The sequence below is a fragment of the Actinotalea soli genome, assembly GCF_017565425.1.
Lineage (GTDB): Bacteria > Actinomycetota > Actinomycetes > Actinomycetales > Cellulomonadaceae > Actinotalea > Actinotalea soli.
This window is the reverse complement of the sequence record NZ_JAGEMK010000002.1, coordinates 326,206-345,207: the sequence shown is the minus strand read 5'-3', so window position 1 is coordinate 345,207 and position 19,002 is coordinate 326,206. Positions and strand designations below refer to the sequence as shown.

Below are 19,002 nucleotides of genomic sequence, written 5' to 3'. Positions count from 1 at the left end.
TCTCGCTCCGGGTCAGCAGCCGGGCGGCGTCGCCGTCGCGGGTCCTGCGCGTCGACCCGGGGCTCTGCCAGGAGCAGCGCCTCTCACGCGCTCGGGTTCGACTCCCGACGCCGTCCGGCGCGCGGTCACCCGGCGCAGCCGTGGTCTGCGGCCCCCGGTTCGCCGGGAGGTCCCCCGCGGCTGCCCGACCGCGCGTCGGCCGGCACGCGGTCGGCGCGCGCCGCGGCAGGACGGGACCGACCGAGGGACGGCGGACCGGACGGGAAGGAGGGTCGAGCAGTGCGTGTGGTCGTTCGAGAGTGGGAACGGGTCCTGGTGTACCGGGACGGGGGCTTCGAGCGTGAGCTCGACCCCGGCGCGCACCAGGTCCGCCGGTGGCGGCGGAGGGTCGTGCGGGTCACGATCCGCCCGCAGCAGGTCGTGGTGCCTCTGCAGGAGGTCGTGACCGGGGACGGCCTGCAGGTCAGGGTGAGCCTCGCGGCCGTCACCCGCGTCGCCGCGCCGCGCACCTGGCACGAGGCGGTCGAGGGGCCCGAGGGCTTCGTGTACACGGCCCTGCAGGTCGCCCTCCGTGAGGCCGTCACGAGCCGGACCCTCGAGGAGCTGCTCGCCGAGCGCGCGCAGGTCCCCGACGAACTTCTCCCCGCGGTCGCGGCGTCGGCAGCCGGGGTCGGTATGGCCGTCGACGCGGCCGTGCTCCGCGACGTCGTGGTCCCGGCCGAGGTCCGCCGGGCGGCCACCGACCTCGCGACAGCACGGGCGCAGGGCCTGGCGGCCCTCGAGCGTGCGCGGTCCGAGGTCGCCGCCACCCGGGCGCTGGCCAACGCCGCCAAGCTCGTCGACGCGCACCCCGGGCTGCTCCAGCTGCGCACCCTGCAGGCCGTCGAGGCCGGGGGCGCGACGGTGGTCCTGTCCGCCGACCCCTCGGGTCGACGGGTCGGGTCTCAGGCCGGCGAGGTCGGGTAGGTCAGCTCGACCCGCCGGTTCTGGGCGCGCCCACCGGGGTTGTCCGCGCCGTCGGCCTCGTTGGGCGCGACCGGGTCCGCGCTGCCGTGCCCCTCGACCGTGAGCACCAGGTCGGGGCGCGCGGCAGCGATGGCGTCGGCGACGGCCTGGGCCCGGCTCTCCGAGAGCGGGAGGTTGATCTCGTCCCCACCGAGGGAGTCGGTGTAGCCGTCGACCTCGACCGCGGCGTCCTGGGGCACCCCGTCCAGGAGCTCGGCGATCGCGGCGGAGGAGGCCGGTGTCAGGTCAGCCTTCCCGAACGCGAAGAGGAGATCGCTGGTGAGGGTCACGACGGTCTCCTCCTCCGTCTCGACGGTCCGTTCGACGCCGGTCACCGAACCCTCGACGACCAGGGGCAGCACCGCGTCCCGAGCCGTGCCGGCCAGGTCCACGACCGCGTCGTCGAGCATCGCACCGGTGATCTCGGCCTCCTCGAGCCGGTCGAGGTCCGGGTCGGTCGTCGCCGCGGCGGGCATGGCCATCGGGGCGAGCACGAGCACCGCGGCGAGCCCGGGTCCCACGAGGTGTCGCCGCATCAGTCGACCTCGAGCGGGGTCAGGCCTGCGAAGCTGGGCGTCTTCTCCGAGATGGGGAGGTCGAAGGACGCGCCGTCGTCCTGCGGGGCCGCGAAGACGGCCCAGCCCTCGACGACCGCGTGGTTGGGCAGCTCGGCGTAGATCGCGTTCCGCGGCGACACGAGCGCGTTGTAGCCGCACTGCTGGCTGTCGAGCATGCCGCCCTGCCACGAGCCCTTGGTGCACAGAGGCAGGTACTGCTTGAGGTTCACGGTGTCGGTCAGCTGCGGCAGCGCCGACATCCCGAGGTCGTACATGCTCACGGCCGCGTCGTCGGCGGCCTCGTCGTGGTCCCAGCGCATCGCCCAGCGCAGGGTCATCGTCTCCCCGGAGACCTCGAGCGAACGCACCATCGCGGTCACGGTGCCGCCAGGATTGTCCTCCCCCTCACCCTCGGCCCCCGCGTCGAAGGTCTGCTCCGCGAGCACGGCGTCCGTCGTCCCCCGCACGCCAGAGTCCTCGCCCGACCCCTCCTGGCCAGCGTCACCGGCCTCGTCCGGAGCCTCGCCCGACTCCGCGGCGGCGGAGTCGGTGGGCGCCGGGGCCTCGTCGGTGCTGTCCGCGTCGGTGCAGCCGGCGAGACCGACGAGCAGCGCGATCGCAGCCGCGGGGAGGAGGAGGCGATGGCGGGTCACGGTGTCAGCTCCGAGGTCGGCAGGTGAGGCGGGCGGGACACAGGATGCACCACCCGGACACCCCTCCGCGCACTCGCTCCAGCCTGCGGTCCGGACCCGGCCGCTACTCCGCGGGGGTCCGCAGCACGTAGGCGAGGAGCCCGAGGGCGACCACCACCATCACCCCGTTGAAGATCAGCGGGGGCCACACGTACGGCACGTCCTGCGCGAGGTTCCGGTAGACCTGCCACCCGATCCCCGCGAGGCCTAGCAGCAGGATGACGGTGTTCAGCACCACGACCCGGACCCTCTGCCACCGCTTCATGACCGCCACCGTAGGTGACGCCACAAGCCCGACGGTGTCCCGTCCGCGGCGACGGCGTCGGGGGCCACGGGACGAGCGCCACGCCGAGGATCGGACGTGGGGTGCCCTTGACCCCCTCGTGGTGGGTACATTTTGGACATGCTCAGCCATCATCGTCCCCAGACCGGTGACGAGGTTGCGGTCGCCGAGGCCCGCCACGCACTTCGCACGCCCACCGCAGCCCCCGACGCCCGCGTGCTCGGTGCCGTCCACCACGGGCTCCTGGCGGTCGACGCCGACGACGCCCCGGCCGAGGTGACCGTCGAGGACCCCTACCCCCAGATGGCTGTCCGCCGCCGGGACGGGCTCTGACCCCCACCCCCGTGCCCGACGCCCCTCCCGCGGAGGTGACCGGTCGCTGCTTCGGCGACGGTGACCCGCTCTACGCCGAGTACCACGACTCCGAGTGGGGCCTGCCGGTCCGCGGTGAGCAGGAGCTGTACGAACGGGTGTGCCTCGAGGCCTTCCAGTCAGGCCTCGCCTGGATCACGATCCTGCGCAAGCGCCCGGCCTTCCGGTCGGCCTTCGCAGGGTTCGACCCCGAGCAGGTCGCCCGCTTCGACGAGGACGACGTCGCCCGGCTGCTGGCCGACGCAGGGATCGTCCGGAACCGCGCCAAGATCCACGCGACCATCGCCAACGCCCGCGCCCTGCTCGCGCTGTGGGAGGCCGACCGGACCCTGACCGACCTGATGTGGTCCCACGCCCCTGAGCCTCGCACCCACCGGCTCGAGACCTTCGCCGAGCTGCCCGCTCAGACCGAGGAGTCCCGGGCGCTGGCCCGCGAGCTCAAGGCGGTCGGGTTCCGGTTCGTCGGCCCGACCACGGCCTACGCGGCGATGCAGGCCTGCGGGCTCGTCGACGACCACCTGGCGGGGTGCCCGGTGGTCACCGGGGCGAAGCCAGCAGCGCGTCGCGGGTGAGCTCCATCTGACCGTGGTGCTGCGTGAGCTCCTCGAGCACGTGCAGCAGCTCCTGTGCGGTGATCATGGCGACAGTCTGCCGGTCCGCCCTCGCTAGGGTCGGCGCCATGCATCCTCGGGCCGTTCCGCACACCTCCGGGCTCCTCGACGTCGGCGGCGGTCAGTCGGTCTACTGGGAGGAGTCGGGGAACCCCCGGGGCATCCCCGCCCTGTACGTCCACGGCGGCCCGGGTGGGGGGCTGGGCGCGGGCGGCTACACGATGAAGCTCGATCCCGAACGCTTCCGCGTCCTGGCCTTCGAGCAGCGCGGCTGCGGGCGGTCGACGCCACGGGCCGGGGACCCCGCGCACGACCTCGACGCGAACACCACCGCACGCCTGGTCGCGGACATGGAGCTGCTGCGGCGGGACCGGGGGGTCGAGGCCTGGGTGCTCAACGGCGTCTCCTGGGGCTCGACCCTGGCCCTGGCGTACGCCCAGGCCCACCCCGGGCGCACCCTCGGGCTCGTGCTCATGGCGGTGACCACCACCCGCCGGGCTGAGGTCGACTGGATCACCGAGGGTGTGGGCACCCTGTACCCCGAGGCGTGGGACCGGCTAGCCACCCACGCCGAGCTCGCCGCCCCCGGGTACCGTCGCGGCCAGGGTCGGCTCGTCGAGGCCTACGCGGCCCTGATGCGCGACCCGGACCCCGCCGTCCGCCGGGCCGCCGCGAGCGCGTGGGGCGCGTGGGAGGACACGCACGTGTCGATCGGTGCGGGCGGCCTGCACCGGGACCCCAGCTGGCAGGACGAGGCCTGGGCGGTCCCGTTCGCGACCCTGGTCACCCACTACTGGGCCCACGACGGCTTCCTCGAGCCGCCGGTCCTGGACCGCGTCGCCGAGATCGCGCACCTCCCCGCGTGGCTGATCCACGGTCGGCTCGACGTGAGCGGACCCGCGAGCACGCCGTGGCTGCTGCACCAGCGGTGGCCCGCGAGCACCTTGGTGGTGGTCGAGGACGAGGGTCACGGCGGCCCGCGCATGGTCGAGGCCTGGTGCGAGGCGAACGACACCCTCGCCGACCGGGTGGCCTGAGCCCGGCCCTCAGCCGGCGATCAGCTCCCGCAGGGCGTCGAGCCTCGCGGACCAGGAGTCCTTGAGGCCGACCAGCGCCTCGCCGTCAGGCAGGCCGTGGTGGGTCACCGTGACGCGGGTGCGGCCCTGCGGCAGCGGCTGGAAGGAGACGGTGACGCGGGTGCCGTCGGTCCACGTCCAGCGGATCGTGCGGCTCACCCCGCGCAGCTCGGGGACGACGTCGAGCCAGCGGGCGAGTCGCTCCTCCTCGAGGAACCAGGCCTGGCAGGCCTCGGGGGTGGCGTCCATCGCCCGGCTCACGCTCGCCTCGAAGGTGCCGTCGGGGCGCTGCCCGGGCGCCCGCAGGCCCCGGGCCTGCTCGTAGGCGACGGTCACCGACTGGGCCCACCAGCCGTCGACCTCGTGCTCGGTGGTCAACCAGCGGGCGATGGCCGTGTGGCCCCAGGTGCGCGCCCCCGCGGCATCGAGCAGCTCGAACCACTCGGCACGCCCACGGCCCGTGCGCTCGACCACGGCTCGGTCGCCGATCGCGTCGGCCTGGCGGCGCAGCGGGTCCTTGACCATGGTCAGCGCAGCCCTCCCGCGAGCCGGGCCCGCTCGGCGAGGGCCTCGACGATCGCGACGTCGGCGTCCAGCCAGTCGACCGAGAGCCATGCACCCGGCTCGAGCCAGGTCAACGCGTCGTGCTCGACGAGGGGCTGAGGTTCGCCGTCGGTGCGGGCGGCCCACAGACGCAGGCGGTACCGGGTGGAGATGGGCCAGGCGCCGTCCTCCGGTCCGGGCAGCTCGGCACCGAGCTCGACCTCGACCCCGAGCTCCTCACGGATCTCCCGGTGCAGGGCCTCGACCGGGCCCTCACCCGGGTCGACCTTGCCGCCCGGGAACTCCCAGCGGCCTGCCAGGGCGGTCGGGCGGTGACGACGCGCGGCGAGCAGGCGGCGCGGGGCGTCGAGGTCGTCGACGAGGGCGGCGGCGACCACCAGGACGGGGCGGTCTGCGCGGCTCATGGGACCAGTGTGGCTGACGTGCCGCCTCAGCGGGGCAGGTGCCAGGACCCGTGGGCGGCCTCGGCGAGCTCGGCCGCGAGGAGGGTGGGGTCCTCACCGGTGCTGCGCCGCCACCGGCTGACCCGGCCGGTGGCCAGGACGTAGAGGTCGACCGTGCGCCCCGCACGGGCCTCGGCCACCACGAGCCGGTTGAGGCGGCACCGCTCCTCGGCGGTGGCCTGCTGGCAGTCCCGGCGCGAGATGTCCCCCAGACCGTGACGTACGCCGAAGGTTCGTTCCAGGTGCGTCGAGGCCCCGACGTATCGCACCGTCCCGCCCTGCACCAGGGCGAAGACGCCGGCAGCCGCGGGGAGCGCGTGCTCGGGCTCGATCCGTCCGAAGGGCCCCATCGCCCAGGACGGGTAGCGCTGCTCGACCGCCGCCATGCCGGCGAGCGGGGAGTGCTGGAACACGGTGCCGTCGGGCTCGAGCTCGACCAGCAGCCGACCCGCGTAGGTCAGGGTGCGTCGGGCGAGGACCAGGAGGTCCGGCGCCCAGTGCTCATCGCCCGGCGACGGGACGGCCGGACGGTCCACGTTCACCTGCCTCGGACGAGGCCCGTGGCGGGCCGGAGACTGAGCGCTTCGACACTACCCGCGCCGTCGTCGGTCCGCGTGACGGGCCTCGCAGACACGCCTGCAGCCCGCTGTCGCTCCGGCCGTGACGGCCGGTCGCCGGACCGCCAGGCAGCCGATCAGCGGAGGCCGAACTCGCGGGCGCAGGCCACGGCGTCGGCCCGGGTGGAGACGCCGAGCTTCTTGTAGACGCTGCGCACCTGCGACTTCACGGTGTTGCGCGTGACGAAGAGCTTGGAGGCGATCTCCTCGAGGGTGACGTCCTCGTCGAGGTTCGAGAGGATCACGCGCTCACGGCGGGTGAGGGGCTCGGCCGAACGCTGCGTGGGGAGCATGTGCTGCAGTTCCATCGTCATGAGAATCTCCAGGGGGCGGCGGCGCTGGGGGGCTCCGCGAATCGTGCTGACACCTGAAGAGAGCGGTGAGTTCACCCGCCATGACGCGGTTTTCACCCGCGATTTCGCGACTCTGGGGTTGCGGACCATGATCACCGTGAGATTTCAACCCCCCGGACGGGCGTTGCCGCAGGTCACGGGAGCGTGATACATCACCGTATCGAGTGAGAGGTTCACCTGATCGGAGCAGTGGATTTGCCGCGTCCGGGGCGTGCGCGGGGGGCCGGCGACGGCTCGGGGCGCCCCCGCGCGGGGCCTCGGCTCAGGCGTCGAGCAGCGCCGAGTACTCCTCGGCGCTGAGCAGCCCCGTGGCGTCCTCGACGTCGACCCGCAGCAGCCAGCCGGCCGCGTAGGGCTCGTTGTTGACCAGCTGGGGCTCGTCGACCACGGCCTGGTTGACCTCGGCCACGGTGCCGGTGACGGGGGCGTAGATCTCCGAGACGGACTTGGTCGACTCGACCTCGCCGCACACGGTCCCCGCGGTGATGCGGTCGCCCACGGCAGGCAGCTCGATGAAGACCAGCTCGCCGAGGGCCTCGGCGGCGTTCTCGGTGATGCCGATGGTGACGGGGGTGCCCTCACGGACCCACTCGTGCTCGGCGGTGTACTTCAGCTCAGCAGGCACGTTGCTCACGACGATCTCCTCAGATCACTCTCGTGTCAGAAGCTCGTGGTGCCCCAGGCACCCGAGGTTCTGACACGAGATCAGGGCAGGAACGGGTCAGGGACGGCGGTAGAAGGGCAGGGGGACGACGCGGGCGGGCTCGGGCCGGCCGCGCACCTCGACGGCGAGCTCGGTGCCCTCGCCGCTGACCTCGGGGGTCACGTACGCCATGGCGATCGGGTAGCCGAGGGTCGGGGACGGCGCCCCCGAGGTGACCTCGCCGACGACGGGGCCGTCCGGCACGAGCACCGCGTAGCCGTGCCGCGCGGCCCGACGGCCGAGTCCCTGCAGGCCGACCAGCACCCGCGAGGGCTGCGACCCGGCCCGGGCCTCGAGCGGGCCGCGACCGACGAAGTCCAGCGGCTCGCCGTCCTCGTCGACCTTGTCCAGGCGGACGACGCGTCCCATCCCGGCGTCGTGCGGGGTGGTGGTGGTGTCGAGCTCGTTGCCGTAGAGGGGCATGCCCGCCTCGAGGCGCAGGCTGTCGCGGCAGGCCAACCCCGCGGGCACCAGCCCGTCCTCGGCACCGGTCTCGAGCAGAGCCCGCCACAGGGTCGGCGCGTCCTCGGGACTGACGTAGAGCTCGAAGCCGTCCTCCCCCGTGTACCCGGTGCGCGCGACGATCGCCTCGACCCCGGCCACCAGGGCGGCGGTGCACGCGTAGTAGCGCAGGCCGCTCACCCCGCTGCGGCCGTCCTCGCTGATGAGCCTCTCGAGGATCCCTGCGGCGGCCGGCCCCTGGACGGCCACCAGGGCCGTGGTGGCGGACTCGTCGGTCACCTCGACGTCGCTGCACCGCTCCTGCAGCTCGGCCAGGACCGTCTCGACGTTCGAGGCGTTCGCCACGACGAGGTAGCCCTCGGGCCCGGTGCGGTACACGACCAGGTCGTCCAGCACCCCGCCGTCGGGGGCGCACAGCATCGTGTAGCGGGCCCGGCCCACCGCGAGGGAGGAGAGGGTGCCGACCAGGGCGCGGTCCAGGGCACGCCCGGCACCGGGCCCTGCCACGCGGATCTCGCCCATGTGGGACAGGTCGAACAGCCCGGCCGCGGAGCGCACCGCGTGGTGCTCGGTGAGGTCCGAGGTGTAGCGCAGCGGCATCTGCCATCCCGCGAAGGGGGTCAGCGTGGCGCCGAGGGCCAGGTGCTCCTCGTGCAGCGGGGAGCGGCGCGGCTGCTCCTCACCGAGCTCGACGGCGTCGTCGGTGGTGGTCGTCATGCGTACTCCTCGATCGGCGGGCACGAGCACACCAGGTTGCGGTCCCCCGCAGCCTGGTCGATCCGACGCACCGGCGGCCAGTACTTGTCCTGGCGCAGGCCCGCCACGGGGAAGGCGGCGGTCTGCCGGCTGTACGGGGCCGACCACTCCTCACCCGTGACCATCGTGGCCGTGTGCGGCGCGTTCCGCAGCGGGGAGTCGGCGAGGGACCACGTGCCGGCCTCGACCTCGGCGATCTCGGCACGGATCGCGATCATCGCCTCGCAGAAGCGGCCGAGCTCGGCGAGGTCCTCGCTCTCGGTGGGCTCGACCATGAGCGTGCCCGCCACCGGGAAGCTGAGGGTCGGGGCGTGGAAGCCGTAGTCGATGAGCCGCTTGGCGACGTCCTCGGCCGTCACGCCCGTGGCCTTGGTCAGGGCGCGCAGGTCGAGGATGCACTCGTGGGCCACCCGCCCGCCGGGCCCGGTGTAGAGCACGGGGAAGTGCTCGGTGAGGCGGGTCGCGAGGTAGTTGGCGCCCAGCACCGCCATCTCCGTCGCGCGGCGCAGGCCCTCACCCCCCATGAGGGCGACGTAGGCCCAGGAGATCGGCAGGATCCCGGCCGATCCCTGCGGCGCGGCGGAGACCTGGGTGACCCCGCGGCCCGGCAGGAACGGCACCAGGTGCTCGGCCACCGCGACCGGCCCGACGCCGGGGCCTCCACCCCCGTGCGGGATGCAGAAGGTCTTGTGCAGGTTGAGGTGGGAGACGTCGCCGCCCAGCTCACCGGGCTGCGCGAGGCCGACCAGGGCGTTGAGGTTCGCCCCGTCGATGTAGACCTGACCGCCCGCGGCGTGGACGAGCTCGCAGACCTCGCGCACGTGCTCCTCGTAGACCCCGTGGGTCGAGGGATAGGTGATCATGATGGCGGCGACGTCCTGCGCGTGGGCCTCGAGCTGCGAGCGCAGGTCGGCCATGTCCACCTCGCCGTCGGCCGCGGTCTTGACCACGACCACGCGCATCCCGGCGAGCACGGCCGAGGCCGCGTTGGTGCCGTGGGCCGAGGCCGGGATGAGGCAGACGTCCCGCTCGCCGTGGCCGTCGGCCTTGTGGAACTCACGGATGGCCAGCAGGCCCGCGAGCTCGCCCTGGGAGCCAGCGTTGGGCTGCACCGAGACGGCGGCGTAGCCGGTGATCTCCGCGAGCCAGGTCTCGAGCTCGGTGATGAGCTCCTGGTAGCCGCGGGTCTGGTCCGCGGGGGCGAAGGGGTGCAGGTTCGCGAACCCGGGCCAGGAGATCGGCTCCATCTCGACCGCGGCGTTGAGCTTCATGGTGCAGGAGCCCAACGGGATCATCGTCCGGTCGAGCGCCAGGTCCCGGTCCGCGAGCCGTCGCATGTACCGCATGAGCGCCGTCTCCGACCGGTACCGGTGGAAGGTGGGGTGCTCCAGGTAGCTGCTGGTGCGCCGCAGGGCCGCCCCCAGCCCGAGCTCGCCCTCGTCGCGGGCGGGCCGGCCGTCCTGGGAGCTGGTCTCGCCGGCGTGGGCGAGGACGGAGCGGACGGTCTCGATCTGGTTCTCGGTGGTGGTCTCGTCGGTGGTGACCGAGACGTGGTCGGCGTCGACCTGGTGCAGGTTGATGCCGAGCTGCAGCGCGTCGGCCAGGGCCTGGTCGGCCTTGCCGGGGACGCGCACGAGCACGGTGTCGAAGAACTGCTCGTGCACCACCTCGACCCCGGCCGCCCGCACCCCCTCGGCGAGGGTCACGGCACGGGCGTGCACCCGCTCGGCGATGGCGCGCAGCCCGTCGGGCCCGTGGTGCACCGCGTAGAAGGAGGCGACGACGGCGAGCAGGGCCTGAGCGGTGCAGATGTTGCTCGTGGCCTTCTCGCGGCGGATGTGCTGCTCGCGGGTCTGCAGGGCCAGCCGGTAGGCGGGGGCGCCGTCGGCGTCGGTGCTGACCCCGACGAGCCGACCCGGGAGCATGCGCTCGAGGCCTTGCCGCAACGACATGAAGGCCGCGTGCGGGCCGCCGTAGAACATCGGGACCCCGAAGCGCTGGGCCGAGCCGACCGCGACGTCGGCCCCGAGCTCCCCGGGCGGGGTGAGCAGGGTGAGGGAGAGCAGGTCGGCCGCGACCGTGACCAGGGCCCCGCGCTCGTGGGCCTGCTCGACGAGGGGGGCCAGGTCCCGCACGGCCCCCGAGGCGCCGGGCTGCTGGACGACGATGCCGACGACCTCCTCGGGCAGGTCGGCCGGGAGCCCGTCGCTCAGGTCGGTCACCACCAGGGGCAACCCGATGGCCTCGGCGCGGCCGCGCAGCACCGCGAGGGTCTGCGGCAGGGTGTCCGCGTCGACGACGACGACGCCCTCGGGCCGGCCCTTGACCGCGCGGCGCATGAGCAGCACGGCCTCGGTCACCGCCGTGGCCTCGTCGAGCAGCGAGGCACCGGCCACCGGCAGGGCCGTGAGATCGCTGATCACGGTCTGGAAGTTGAGGAGGGCCTCGAGGCGGCCCTGGCTGATCTCGGGCTGGTAGGGGGTGTACGCGGTGTACCAGCCCGGGTTCTCGAGCACGTTGCGCCGGATCACCGGCGGGGTGGTGGTCCCGTGGTAGCCCTGCCCGATCATCGAGGTGAGCACCTCGTTGCGGCCCGCGATGCGCTGCAGCTCGGCCAGCACCTCGCTCTCGCCCCGGGCGGGAGGCAGGTCGAGGGGGCGCGGCTGGCGGATGCTCGCGGGGACGGCCTGGTCGATCAAGACTTCGAGGGACTCGGCGCCCACGGTCGCGAGCATGTGAGCGGTCTCGGCGTCGCGGGGGCCGACGTGGCGGTCCACGAAGCCCTCGGCGGCTGAGGTGTGCGGCAGGTTCACGAACGCTCCGGGGGGACGTGCCCGGCGCGCGCCGGACGGGGTCAGGGACCTCCCCGCTCTGTCATCCACCGGCCCGGAGGCAGGCGACCTGAGAGTTTTGCCGGTCCGCCGTGTGCCTCGTGAGGCACCGGGGCGCGCCGACTTGCACCGTCGGTGAGCCGCACCCGAGGGCACGGCCGCTTTCCAGAGTTGCTTCGCCACGGCGGTACGTGGGCCTGAGAGATTCCCGGGGAGGGTTGCTCCTTCGGCGCCTTGCCGACGTGCGGGAAGGACTCTCCCGCCGTGGTTCGAGCAGCGTGTTCGATTGTGGGGTCGACTATAGGCCCGAAGCACGGGCCAGGGGCAGCGCCGCTCAGCACAAGGGCGCCCGCAGAATCGCACCTCCGTCCAACGTCAGGGCCTGTTCGACGTCTCACCTCGCCACCTGGGTCGAGCAGTGGCTCCTGCCGCACTACAAGCGCGACCTGCGCACCCACCGCTGGGACCCGCGCTGGTGGGAGTACACCGAGATCATCGCCCGCCTGGAGGCCCTGTGGCAGGCCTGGGAGTACCAGCGCACCGACGGCATGACCGGCCTGGCGGTGTTCTTCCGCGACTACCTCGACCCGGCCATGCGCGAGATCACCAGTCCCGAAGGCCCGTTCTGGAGGCTCTCCGACGTCCAGGACCGTGACCTGCCCGAGCAGTGGCCCCACGACCCGCCACCGGCCGGGCTGTTCCGGGCCGCGGACCACCCCGCCGAGCAGTGACCTGAGCGCCAAGGAGAGGATGAAGCGATGAGCATCACCAGCAGTGAGGACGAGGTCGGCCAGGACGTCGACCGCCTGGTGCGGTCCGCGCTCATGGCCGCCGGGCAGATCGGCGAGCAGGCCTCCCGCCACGGCCAGACCAACGCCTGGGCCCAGCAGCAGCAGATGACCGCCGCGGTCGCCGAGCACCGCGAGCACACCCAGCTCGTCTACGACCGGGTCCGCCGCGAGGACTTCTGGCAGCAAGCCAGCCCCCAGCAGATCGCGGACCTGACCACGTTCACCACCGCGATCGCCCCCCACGATGCCCGCGGCCGCGAAGCCCACAACGTGATCCGCGAGCAGCTCGGCTCACGCTTCGGCGTCAACCTCGACGCCCTGAACGCCGCCCACCACGACCCCGCCGACCGGCGCAACGCCCTGGTGCACGCCCTGGACGACCACCGCGCCGCGCTACGCGAAGGGGACTGCTGCAGGCCTGGTTGACACTCCATCTGTGGGACTTGGTCCCGCTGGAAGGATGTCTCTGCGCCCAAGAAGTTCCCTCCCGAGTTCAAGCGTGACGTCGTGCGGGTCACCCGTCGCGGCGACCTGAGCCACCCCGAGGTCGCCGCCGACTTCGACATCTCCGTGGAGTCGGTCAGGCGCTGGGTGCGCCAGGCCGACATCGACGACGGCGTCGTGGACGGCCAGACGACCAGCGAGCAGAACGAGCTGGTCCAACTTCGCCGGGACAAGCGCCGGTTGGAGATGGAGAACGAGATCCTGCGCCGCGCGGCGGCCTACTTCGCCGCTGGATCGCTCCCAAAATGAGCTACCCGCTGGTCCGTGACCTGGCCGCCGAGGGGATCCCGGTGCGGTTGACCTGCGGGGTGCTGGGCCACTCCAGGCAGGCGTTCTACGCCTGGCTGGCCGACCCGATCAGCCAGCGTGAGCTGGAGGACGCCTACCTGACCAACGCCTTGATCGACGCCCACGGCGACGACCCGGAGTTTGGCTACCGGTTCCTGGCCGACGAGCTCGAGCGCGCCGGTCACGAGGTCGGCGAGCGGAGGGTCTGGCGACTGTGCTCGCAGCAGAGGCTGTGGTCAGCGACGGTCCGTAAGGGCCGTCGCGGCGCGGGGAAGTCTCCGGGGCCGGCGGTCCACGACGATCACGTCCAGCGGGACTTCACCGCGCAGCGGCCCGACCAGGTCTGGGCCACCGATATCACCGAGCACCCCACCGGTGAAGGCATGCTCTACTGCTGCGCGATCAAGGACCTGTTCAGCAACCGGATCGTCGGCTACGCGATCGACGAGCGGATGACCGCCCAGCTCGCTGTCACCGCGCTGCGCACGGCCGTCGCCAGGCGCGCCCCGACCGGTGTCGTGGTGGTTCATTCGGATCGAGGGTCGCAATTTCGAGCGCGGACCTTCCGGGCGGTCCTGACCGCAGCAGGGCTGCAGGGCTCGATGGGTCGCGTCGCCTCCGCCGGGGACAACGCCGCCATGGAGTCCTGGAACGCGCTGCTGCAGAAGAACGTCCTGAACCGCCAGCGCTGGCGCACTCGCGAGGAACTGCACCAGGCGATCGTGTTCTGGACCGAGCGCACCTACAACCGCCGCCGACGCCAGCGAGCTCTCGGCAAGCTCACTCCCGTCGAGTTCGAACTAGCATTCACTGCCCAGACCGCAGCCATTGCGGCATGATCACCACTCACCCGGTGTCAACCGACCTTGCAGCAGTCCCGGCCGTACTCCTGCAGAAAGTAGGGGTAGCCACCAGCAGCGGACAAGATCACCGCGAGCCCATCCGGGACGTACTCGGCCCCCAGGCGCTTGGCCGGGTCCACCAGAGCCCGCGCCGCTTCGGTCTCGGGCAGTCGACCGATCGACCGGTAGGTGAACAACCGCTCGGCGTAGGAGCGCGCTTCGGTCAGCACCCGAGGCAGGTTCGGCAAGCCGGCGCCGACGACGTAGAAGGGCCATCCTCGCTGGCCGGCCAGGTGCTGGGCTGCGATCACCGCACCCATGGTCTCGGCGTCCAGGTCCTGCATCTCATCGATGAACAGCCCGAAGGCCTTCCCCTGCTCACCCAGAGCGATCGCGACGTCCTCGACGAGCTCGACCAGGTCCAGCTCGGTGTCACCGGAATCGGCCCGGCCGTCCGCGAGGTCCACGCCCAGGGAGACGCCGGTGGCGCCGATCTTGGCGTTGAAGGCTCCGATGGTCGCCAGGGCTTGACGCATCCGCTCGGTTCGTGAGGTCCGCGTGAGCTTGCGGGCCGCAGCCACCAGGTCGCGGGCCAGGGCACGGCGTACGGCCAGGACCCCGGCCTTGTCTCGGCGGGCCTCGAGGCGCACGGTCAACCAGCCGTACCCGTCGGCCTGGGCGTGCATCTCGTTCAGCAGGACCGTCTTGCCCACACCCCGCAGTCCGGTCAGGACGATCCCCCGGTCGGTGAGCCGGTTGCCCGCACGGGCAAGTAGCGTGTCGAACGCCTCGAGCTCGACCGTGCGACCGACCAGCTCGGGCGGTCGCCGACCAGAGCCTGGGCTGTACGGGTTCAGAGCCGGGTCCGTCTAGCGACGTCTAGTGATGTATTGCAGAAACACCAATACCGCCGTAGATGCCCTAGCCCTGCGTGAACCACACGGCCCGTGGACGTAGAGCAGCTGGTTGGCCGAGTGCGAGCGCAGCATCACCGCTTGACCGGTGGGGTCGTTCTCAACGAACGCGCGCTGAAAGTCGACCTGGACCTGCTCGATCACTGGGCGGCCCACCTGGTCGGTGCGCCCGTAGGTGTAGGTGCAGTCCCCCTCAGGGATGGGCTGATGGACCAACCCTTTCAGCGCCTCCCTACTTCCCCTTTCGCACCAGCCAAATCCAGACACCAATTGCAACAATGAAGAACACTGCCGCGCCAATTCCGCCAAGTGGTGTATTGAAGATGCCAGATATCCCAACCATTCGAAATCCCAACTATGAAGAGCTTGCGAGCGAAGCAATCCCGGTATAGCCGAGATCGACCCCAAATGCCGCCGCGCTACTGACTCCAAGTTGGGATGCTGCCACCCCGAAGCCTGCTGTCGTCGCGCCGATCACGGCAGTCACGGCGGCTCCTTGCGTGTCACCTGCCGCCGCTTGAGAGCCTACGCTGAGGCCGGTGCCAGCGATCGAAAGACCCACACTGACTGCCGCAGGCGCCCCGAACCCCGTCGCCGCGAGGCCCGCTACCGCAACTGCAGTGGCCGCGTAGCCGAGCCCTTCGGCAAGCGTCACGGTTCCCGTGGGGTCGATGTAGTTGATGGGGTTGTTGGCGGCGTAGGCGTACCTGTTGGCGTTGGCGGGGTCTAGGGGTGCGTCGAGGGTGTCGTGCTGGGTCCAGCGGCCTTCGGTGGGGTTGTAGTAGCGGGCCCCGTTCTTGATCCACCCCGTGGACCGGTCGAACGTCCCGGCGGTGAACCGGTGCGGGGCGAACTCATCGGCCGTCCCGCCGGAGTCGCGGATGGACTGGTGGGCACCGAAGGGGTCGTACTTCCACCCGAACGCGTGGAACCGTGAGTCGGCGATCAAGGCGATCGGTGAGCCGAGGTGGTCGTGGACGTAGAGCAGCTGGTTGGCCGAGTGCGAGCGCAGCATCACCGCTTGACCGGTGGGGTCGTTCTCGACGAACGCGCGCTGGAAGTCGACCTGGACCTGCTCGATGATCGGCCGGCCGACCTGGTCGGTGCGTCCGTAGGTGTAGGTGTAGTCACCTTCAGGGGTGGTCTGGTGGACGAGCTCGTTCTGCCCGACCCCGGCGTAGGTGTAGTCGTAGGTGTCCCCGTCGCGGGTGACCGATGCGGTCTGGTCACCGGCGGTGTAGGTGATCGTCCCGGCCTCGGGGTCGGTCAGCTGGTTGCCGGCCCCGTCGTAGCTGAACCCCGTGGTCGTGGTCTGGTTCGCGGCGTTGTGCTCCCGGGTCTGAGTCGAGGTCACCGCCTCGGTCCCGGTGCCGGTGGTGGTCACCGCGGTGGTGCGGTTGCCCCGCGGGTCGTAGGTGTAGGCGTGGGTCACCGCCGGCAGGGGGTTGTTCTCCACGTCCTGCCCGGCGGTGGTGTCCACCCCGGTCAGGCGGTTGGCGCCGTCGTAGGTGTAGGTCGAGATTTGCCCGGTGACCTCATCGGCCATCCACTGCACCAGGGACCGGTCATCGCCGGCCGACATGGAGCAGTCGGGGTAGGTCGATCCGGCGGCGTAGCAGTAGTTGTGGTCCACCACCGTCACCGGCGAGAGCTCACCGTTGCGGATGTACCCGTACTGGCCCAGGACCCGGGTGACGCGCCCCGAGGAGTCGTACTCGGTACCCGAGTGAGCTGACCAGTCGGTGTTGTTCGCGTTGGTGTCCATCCACGTGTTCGTGCGCCGGCCCTTGTCGTCGATCGCGAACCGCGTGGTGCGGGTCTGGCCACCGATCTCGTAGTTCATCGCGACCAACGCCCCGCCCTGGTCGTAGTCGTAGCTCGTGGTCCCCCGGGCGTCGCTGGTCGCGGCCAGGCGCGCGGCCTTGTCGTAGGCGTAGCTGACCGTCACGTCATCCAGGGAGTGGGTGCGGGAGGTGAGGTTGCCCAGGTCGTCATAGGCATACGTCGTGGTGCCCGAGGCATCGGTGCGGGTCGCGGTGCGCCCGGCGGTGTCGTAGGTGAAGGCCACGTCCGGGCTCGCGGTGGTGGTGGAGTAGTCCATCCCGGTGGTGCGGTCCAACGCGTCGTAGGTGTAGGTCGTGGTCACCCCGGCGCCGTTGCTGATCGTGGCCATCCGACCGAACCCGTCATAGGTTGCCTCGCGCACCCCCAGGCTCGAGCCCGACACCGGGGTGACCTGGGTCAGGCGCCCCTCGGCGTAGGAGTAGGCCGTGGCGTTGGTGCCGTTGCCCGGGGCCGTGGCCGTCGCCACGGTCCCGTCGGGGTTGTAGGTCAGGTCCGCCTGGGCGCCCATCGCATCGGCGGTGCTCAGCTGGTTGCCGGCGCCGTTGAACGTGTACAGGCTCTGGTTGCCCGCGTCGTCGGTGCTCGAGGTCGCCAAGAAGCGCGTCGCGTCGTCGGTGTTGTCATACCCGAACGCCGAACCCGCCCCGCCAGGGCTGGTGACGCCCGTCAAGGACTCCCCGTCGTTCGCGCCGTAGGTGCCTGTGGTGGTGGACGCCTCGGTGCCGGTGCCGATCGTGGCGGTCTCGGGGTCGAAGTTCGGGGTGAACGTCGTGGACTGCTCTCGGCCCTCGGCGTCGACCACGTCACTGACCCGCCCGGTCATGTCCTCGGTCAGGGTGTAGGTCGTGCGCGGGCCCGAGGTCGGTGAGTCGGCCTGCTCCTGGGCCCCGTCAGAGACCAATACCTCGGTAGTCGAGGGGTAGGCCAGGCGCGTCCAGGTGTCCCCCGGCGCCCCCGCCGCGGTATTGACCTGACGCACCGAGGTCACCCGCGCCCGATCGTCGTAAGCGAAGTGCGTGGTGATCCCCCCGGGCGCCACGACCTGCACCAGCTGGTGGTCGTCGTAGGTGAACGTCGTGGCCCGTCCGGCCGGGTCGGTCACCGAGACCAGGTCCCCCGCGCCGTCGTACCCGTAGGTCACCGACCGCGACCCGCCACCGGTCGCGCCCTGCGTCAGCTCGGTGATCCGAGACCCGGACTCCGTCGCGGTGATCGCCCGTGCGGCCGCCGGGCCTGCGGTGCCGGTCACCGTCAACGGCGAGGTGCTCACGGTGGTCTGGTTGCCGTTGCGGTCGGCCACCGCGGTCAGGACCGTGTCGGTGAACCCCAACCGCTGCTGGGAGGCGTGATCGGTCAACGTGTACGTCGTGCCCGACACGTGCACCAGGTCCACCGTCATCCCCGCCGGGGCGGTGAACCCGCCCGGGGTCGGCACGAACGTGCCCGAGACCCCACCGGGCCCGATGTAGACCTGGGACCCGTCGTCCTGGGCCAGCAGGCGCACCTGGTCGCTGAACGTGTGCGTCCACCCATGCCCCAACGGGCCCTGGACCTGCGGGTTCTCCCCCCGCAACGCCAACGAGTTGTAGACCGCGCTGACCGGCAGATCACCGTTGACCCCCGGCGCGGACAACCCCGTGGCCACCACCTGCAGGTTCCCCGTGCCCACATCCACCCGGCCCTGCACCCGGTCACCCAGCTCGAACGGCAACCCCGTCGCGCCCTTGCGCTGGCCTGCGCCCAACAGGCCCGAGACCACGTCGCTGCGCTCCGGTGCGGTGTCCGAGCAGCTGACCGTGTCACACGCCTGAACCGTCCACTGCACCTCATCCCCCGCCGAGACCGCCGGCAAGGTGAACCGCGCGACCTGCCCCGAGGCCACCTCCACCTCAGCCCCGTCAGCAAGGCCCCATCCCGACGTGCCGGCCTGGCGGGCGAAGAACTTCGCCGTCACCGCCCCACCATCAGGATCACTGACCACCGCCGCCAGCACCGGCGTGTGCGACACCGCCCGCTCGAACGCCAGATCCGTCGGATCCCCAGGGACCGCGGCCACCGCCGGCAACGCCCCACCGATCAACGACCCCGCAGCAACAGCAGCGATCAAACCCACCCGTGCACGCATCCCTAGCCCCCGAGGAAATGCCGACCACGACGGAGTGCGCGACCGATCAAGCACCATGACTAACAGTCACAGTGTGATCTACAACACCCCCGGAACCCATGATCAGCCAATCGGCCCAATGCGCGACTGTATCGAGCACACCGCCCGTGCCGGCACAACCCCTGTCATGACAAACATTTGGCGAAAGGGAGCTCCGTGGCTGGGCCGTCCTCGGACGTCAGCGGTTGTCGTAGGCGGTGCGGACCTCGCTAGGGATGCAGCCACGGTCGGTGACCTTGTAGCCGTTCGCCCGGGCCCACTCACGCACAGCAGCCGAGTCGTTCGCGCCGCGGCTCGAGGAACTCAGGCTTGGACGGCACACGATCGAC

General features: G+C 71.7%; 20 protein-coding genes and 1 riboswitch. Of the genes, 7 read left to right on the top strand and 13 right to left on the bottom strand.

All coding sequences use genetic code 11. From position 1 onward, the window contains the following. The first annotated feature begins 285 nt into the window (after positions 1–285). Complete coding sequence (locus J4G33_RS05910; RefSeq protein ID WP_307793768.1) at positions 286–966, top strand: SPFH domain-containing protein; 681 nt, start codon at positions 286–288, stop codon at positions 964–966. On the opposite strand, the gene J4G33_RS05905 is transcribed toward J4G33_RS05910, so the two are convergent. The 3 genes from J4G33_RS05905 to J4G33_RS05895 all read right to left on the bottom strand — a co-directional run bounded on the left by J4G33_RS05905 (position 945) and on the right by J4G33_RS05895 (position 2,519). After that, positions 945–1,541: an OmpA family protein gene (locus J4G33_RS05905; protein ID WP_243758640.1), complete on the bottom strand. Its 597-nt coding sequence runs from the start codon at positions 1,539–1,541 to the stop codon at positions 945–947. The two genes, J4G33_RS05910 and J4G33_RS05905, sit on opposite strands and share 22 nt — an antisense overlap. After that, positions 1,541–2,215, bottom strand: coding sequence for a hypothetical protein (locus tag J4G33_RS05900; protein ID WP_208054995.1), 675 nt, complete (start codon positions 2,213–2,215; stop codon positions 1,541–1,543). Before J4G33_RS05900 ends, J4G33_RS05905 begins: the two co-directional genes overlap by 1 nt. A 103-nt stretch (positions 2,216–2,318) precedes the next feature. After that, entirely contained in the window at positions 2,319–2,519 is a 201-nt protein-coding gene (locus tag J4G33_RS05895; protein WP_208054994.1) for a hypothetical protein, read from the bottom strand. Between the two features lie 138 nt (positions 2,520–2,657). Here J4G33_RS05895 and J4G33_RS05890 point away from each other — a divergent pair, with 138 nt between their 5' ends. The 3 genes from J4G33_RS05890 to J4G33_RS05880 all read left to right on the top strand — a co-directional run bounded on the left by J4G33_RS05890 (position 2,658) and on the right by J4G33_RS05880 (position 4,557). Beyond that, positions 2,658–2,870, top strand: a complete 213-nt coding sequence (locus J4G33_RS05890) for a hypothetical protein (protein WP_208054993.1) — start codon at positions 2,658–2,660, stop codon at positions 2,868–2,870. An 11-nt stretch (positions 2,871–2,881) separates the two neighbouring features. Then, positions 2,882–3,481 (top strand): DNA-3-methyladenine glycosylase I, encoded by a 600-nt coding sequence (locus J4G33_RS05885; protein ID WP_307793767.1) that lies wholly within the window; start codon positions 2,882–2,884, stop codon positions 3,479–3,481. A 107-nt stretch (positions 3,482–3,588) separates the two neighbouring features. After that, positions 3,589–4,557: an alpha/beta fold hydrolase gene (locus tag J4G33_RS05880; protein ID WP_208054992.1), complete on the top strand. Its 969-nt coding sequence runs from the start codon at positions 3,589–3,591 to the stop codon at positions 4,555–4,557. Between the two features lie 9 nt (positions 4,558–4,566). On the opposite strand, the gene J4G33_RS05875 is transcribed toward J4G33_RS05880, so the two are convergent. From J4G33_RS05875 to gcvP, 7 genes are all read right to left on the bottom strand, one after another. Further along, positions 4,567–5,121 carry an SRPBCC domain-containing protein gene (locus J4G33_RS05875; RefSeq protein WP_208054991.1) on the bottom strand — a complete coding sequence of 185 codons (555 nt, stop codon included), beginning with the start codon at positions 5,119–5,121 and terminating at the stop codon, positions 4,567–4,569. Between the two features lie 2 nt (positions 5,122–5,123). After that, on the bottom strand, positions 5,124–5,564 hold the full coding sequence (locus tag J4G33_RS05870; protein WP_208054990.1) for an NUDIX domain-containing protein: 441 nt from the start codon (positions 5,562–5,564) through the stop codon (positions 5,124–5,126). Between the two features lie 26 nt (positions 5,565–5,590). Continuing rightward, entirely contained in the window at positions 5,591–6,139 is a 549-nt protein-coding gene (locus tag J4G33_RS05865; protein WP_208054989.1) for a GIY-YIG nuclease family protein, read from the bottom strand. A 158-nt stretch (positions 6,140–6,297) separates the two neighbouring features. After that, the gene (locus J4G33_RS05860) at positions 6,298–6,534 is read right to left on the bottom strand and encodes a LuxR C-terminal-related transcriptional regulator (RefSeq protein WP_243758639.1); all 237 of its coding nucleotides are present in this window, start codon (positions 6,532–6,534) and stop codon (positions 6,298–6,300) included. Between the two features lie 301 nt (positions 6,535–6,835). Then, a complete protein-coding gene (gcvH, locus tag J4G33_RS05855; RefSeq protein ID WP_208054988.1) occupies positions 6,836–7,207 on the bottom strand; it encodes a glycine cleavage system protein GcvH in 372 nt (123 codons plus the stop codon). 87 nt (positions 7,208–7,294) lie between these two features. Continuing rightward, positions 7,295–8,455, bottom strand: coding sequence for a glycine cleavage system aminomethyltransferase GcvT (gcvT, locus tag J4G33_RS05850; protein WP_208054987.1), 1,161 nt, complete (start codon positions 8,453–8,455; stop codon positions 7,295–7,297). Then, positions 8,452–11,307, bottom strand: a complete 2,856-nt coding sequence (gene gcvP / locus J4G33_RS05845; protein ID WP_208054986.1) for an aminomethyl-transferring glycine dehydrogenase — start codon at positions 11,305–11,307, stop codon at positions 8,452–8,454. Before gcvP ends, gcvT begins: the two co-directional genes overlap by 4 nt. 193 nt (positions 11,308–11,500) lie before the next feature. Then, positions 11,501–11,597, bottom strand: a riboswitch (glycine riboswitch). A gap of 6 nt (positions 11,598–11,603) precedes the next feature. Here gcvP and J4G33_RS17025 point away from each other — a divergent pair. From J4G33_RS17025 to J4G33_RS05830, 3 genes are all read left to right on the top strand, one after another. After that, complete coding sequence (locus J4G33_RS17025) at positions 11,604–12,056, top strand: DUF4913 domain-containing protein (RefSeq protein WP_208054985.1); 453 nt, start codon at positions 11,604–11,606, stop codon at positions 12,054–12,056. A 27-nt stretch (positions 12,057–12,083) separates the two neighbouring features. Continuing rightward, entirely contained in the window at positions 12,084–12,542 is a 459-nt protein-coding gene (locus J4G33_RS05835; RefSeq protein WP_208054984.1) for a hypothetical protein, read from the top strand. Between the two features lie 6 nt (positions 12,543–12,548). After that, positions 12,549–13,747 (top strand): IS3 family transposase gene (locus J4G33_RS05830; protein ID WP_372435029.1). Its coding sequence is split into 2 segments (ribosomal slippage): positions 12,549–12,858 and positions 12,858–13,747, totalling 1,200 coding nucleotides; the frame shifts between segments, so codons are not numbered across the junction. 17 nt (positions 13,748–13,764) lie between these two features. Here the strand turns inward: J4G33_RS05830 and J4G33_RS05825 are convergent. The 3 genes from J4G33_RS05825 to J4G33_RS05815 all read right to left on the bottom strand — a co-directional run bounded on the left by J4G33_RS05825 (position 13,765) and on the right by J4G33_RS05815 (position 18,995). Next, positions 13,765–14,565 (bottom strand): ATP-binding protein, encoded by an 801-nt coding sequence (locus J4G33_RS05825; RefSeq protein WP_243758710.1) that lies wholly within the window; start codon positions 14,563–14,565, stop codon positions 13,765–13,767. A 454-nt stretch (positions 14,566–15,019) separates the two neighbouring features. Next, complete coding sequence (locus tag J4G33_RS05820) at positions 15,020–18,517, bottom strand: RHS repeat-associated core domain-containing protein (protein ID WP_208054983.1); 3,498 nt, start codon at positions 18,515–18,517, stop codon at positions 15,020–15,022. Between the two features lie 334 nt (positions 18,518–18,851). Further along, the gene (locus tag J4G33_RS05815) at positions 18,852–18,995 is read right to left on the bottom strand and encodes an Lsr2 family DNA-binding protein (RefSeq protein ID WP_307793766.1); all 144 of its coding nucleotides are present in this window, start codon (positions 18,993–18,995) and stop codon (positions 18,852–18,854) included. Between the last annotated feature and the right edge of the window lie 7 nt (positions 18,996–19,002).

What these genes read in the sequence shown, in the direction of transcription:
- J4G33_RS05905 (WP_243758640.1), bottom strand. Translation starts at nt 1,541, where the DNA reads ATGCGGCGACACCTCGTGGGACCCGGGCTCGCCGCGGTGCTCGTGCTC.
- J4G33_RS05895 (WP_208054994.1), bottom strand. Translation starts at nt 2,519, where the DNA reads ATGAAGCGGTGGCAGAGGGTCCGGGTCGTGGTGCTGAACACCGTCATC.
- J4G33_RS05890 (WP_208054993.1), top strand. Translation starts at nt 2,658, where the DNA reads ATGCTCAGCCATCATCGTCCCCAGACCGGTGACGAGGTTGCGGTCGCC.
- J4G33_RS05880 (WP_208054992.1), top strand. Translation starts at nt 3,589, where the DNA reads ATGCATCCTCGGGCCGTTCCGCACACCTCCGGGCTCCTCGACGTCGGC.
- J4G33_RS05875 (WP_208054991.1), bottom strand. Translation starts at nt 5,121, where the DNA reads ATGGTCAAGGACCCGCTGCGCCGCCAGGCCGACGCGATCGGCGACCGA.
- J4G33_RS05870 (WP_208054990.1), bottom strand. Translation starts at nt 5,564, where the DNA reads ATGAGCCGCGCAGACCGCCCCGTCCTGGTGGTCGCCGCCGCCCTCGTC.
- J4G33_RS05860 (WP_243758639.1), bottom strand. Translation starts at nt 6,534, where the DNA reads ATGACGATGGAACTGCAGCACATGCTCCCCACGCAGCGTTCGGCCGAG.
- gcvT (WP_208054987.1), bottom strand. Translation starts at nt 8,455, where the DNA reads ATGACGACCACCACCGACGACGCCGTCGAGCTCGGTGAGGAGCAGCCG.
- J4G33_RS05835 (WP_208054984.1), top strand. Translation starts at nt 12,084, where the DNA reads ATGAGCATCACCAGCAGTGAGGACGAGGTCGGCCAGGACGTCGACCGC.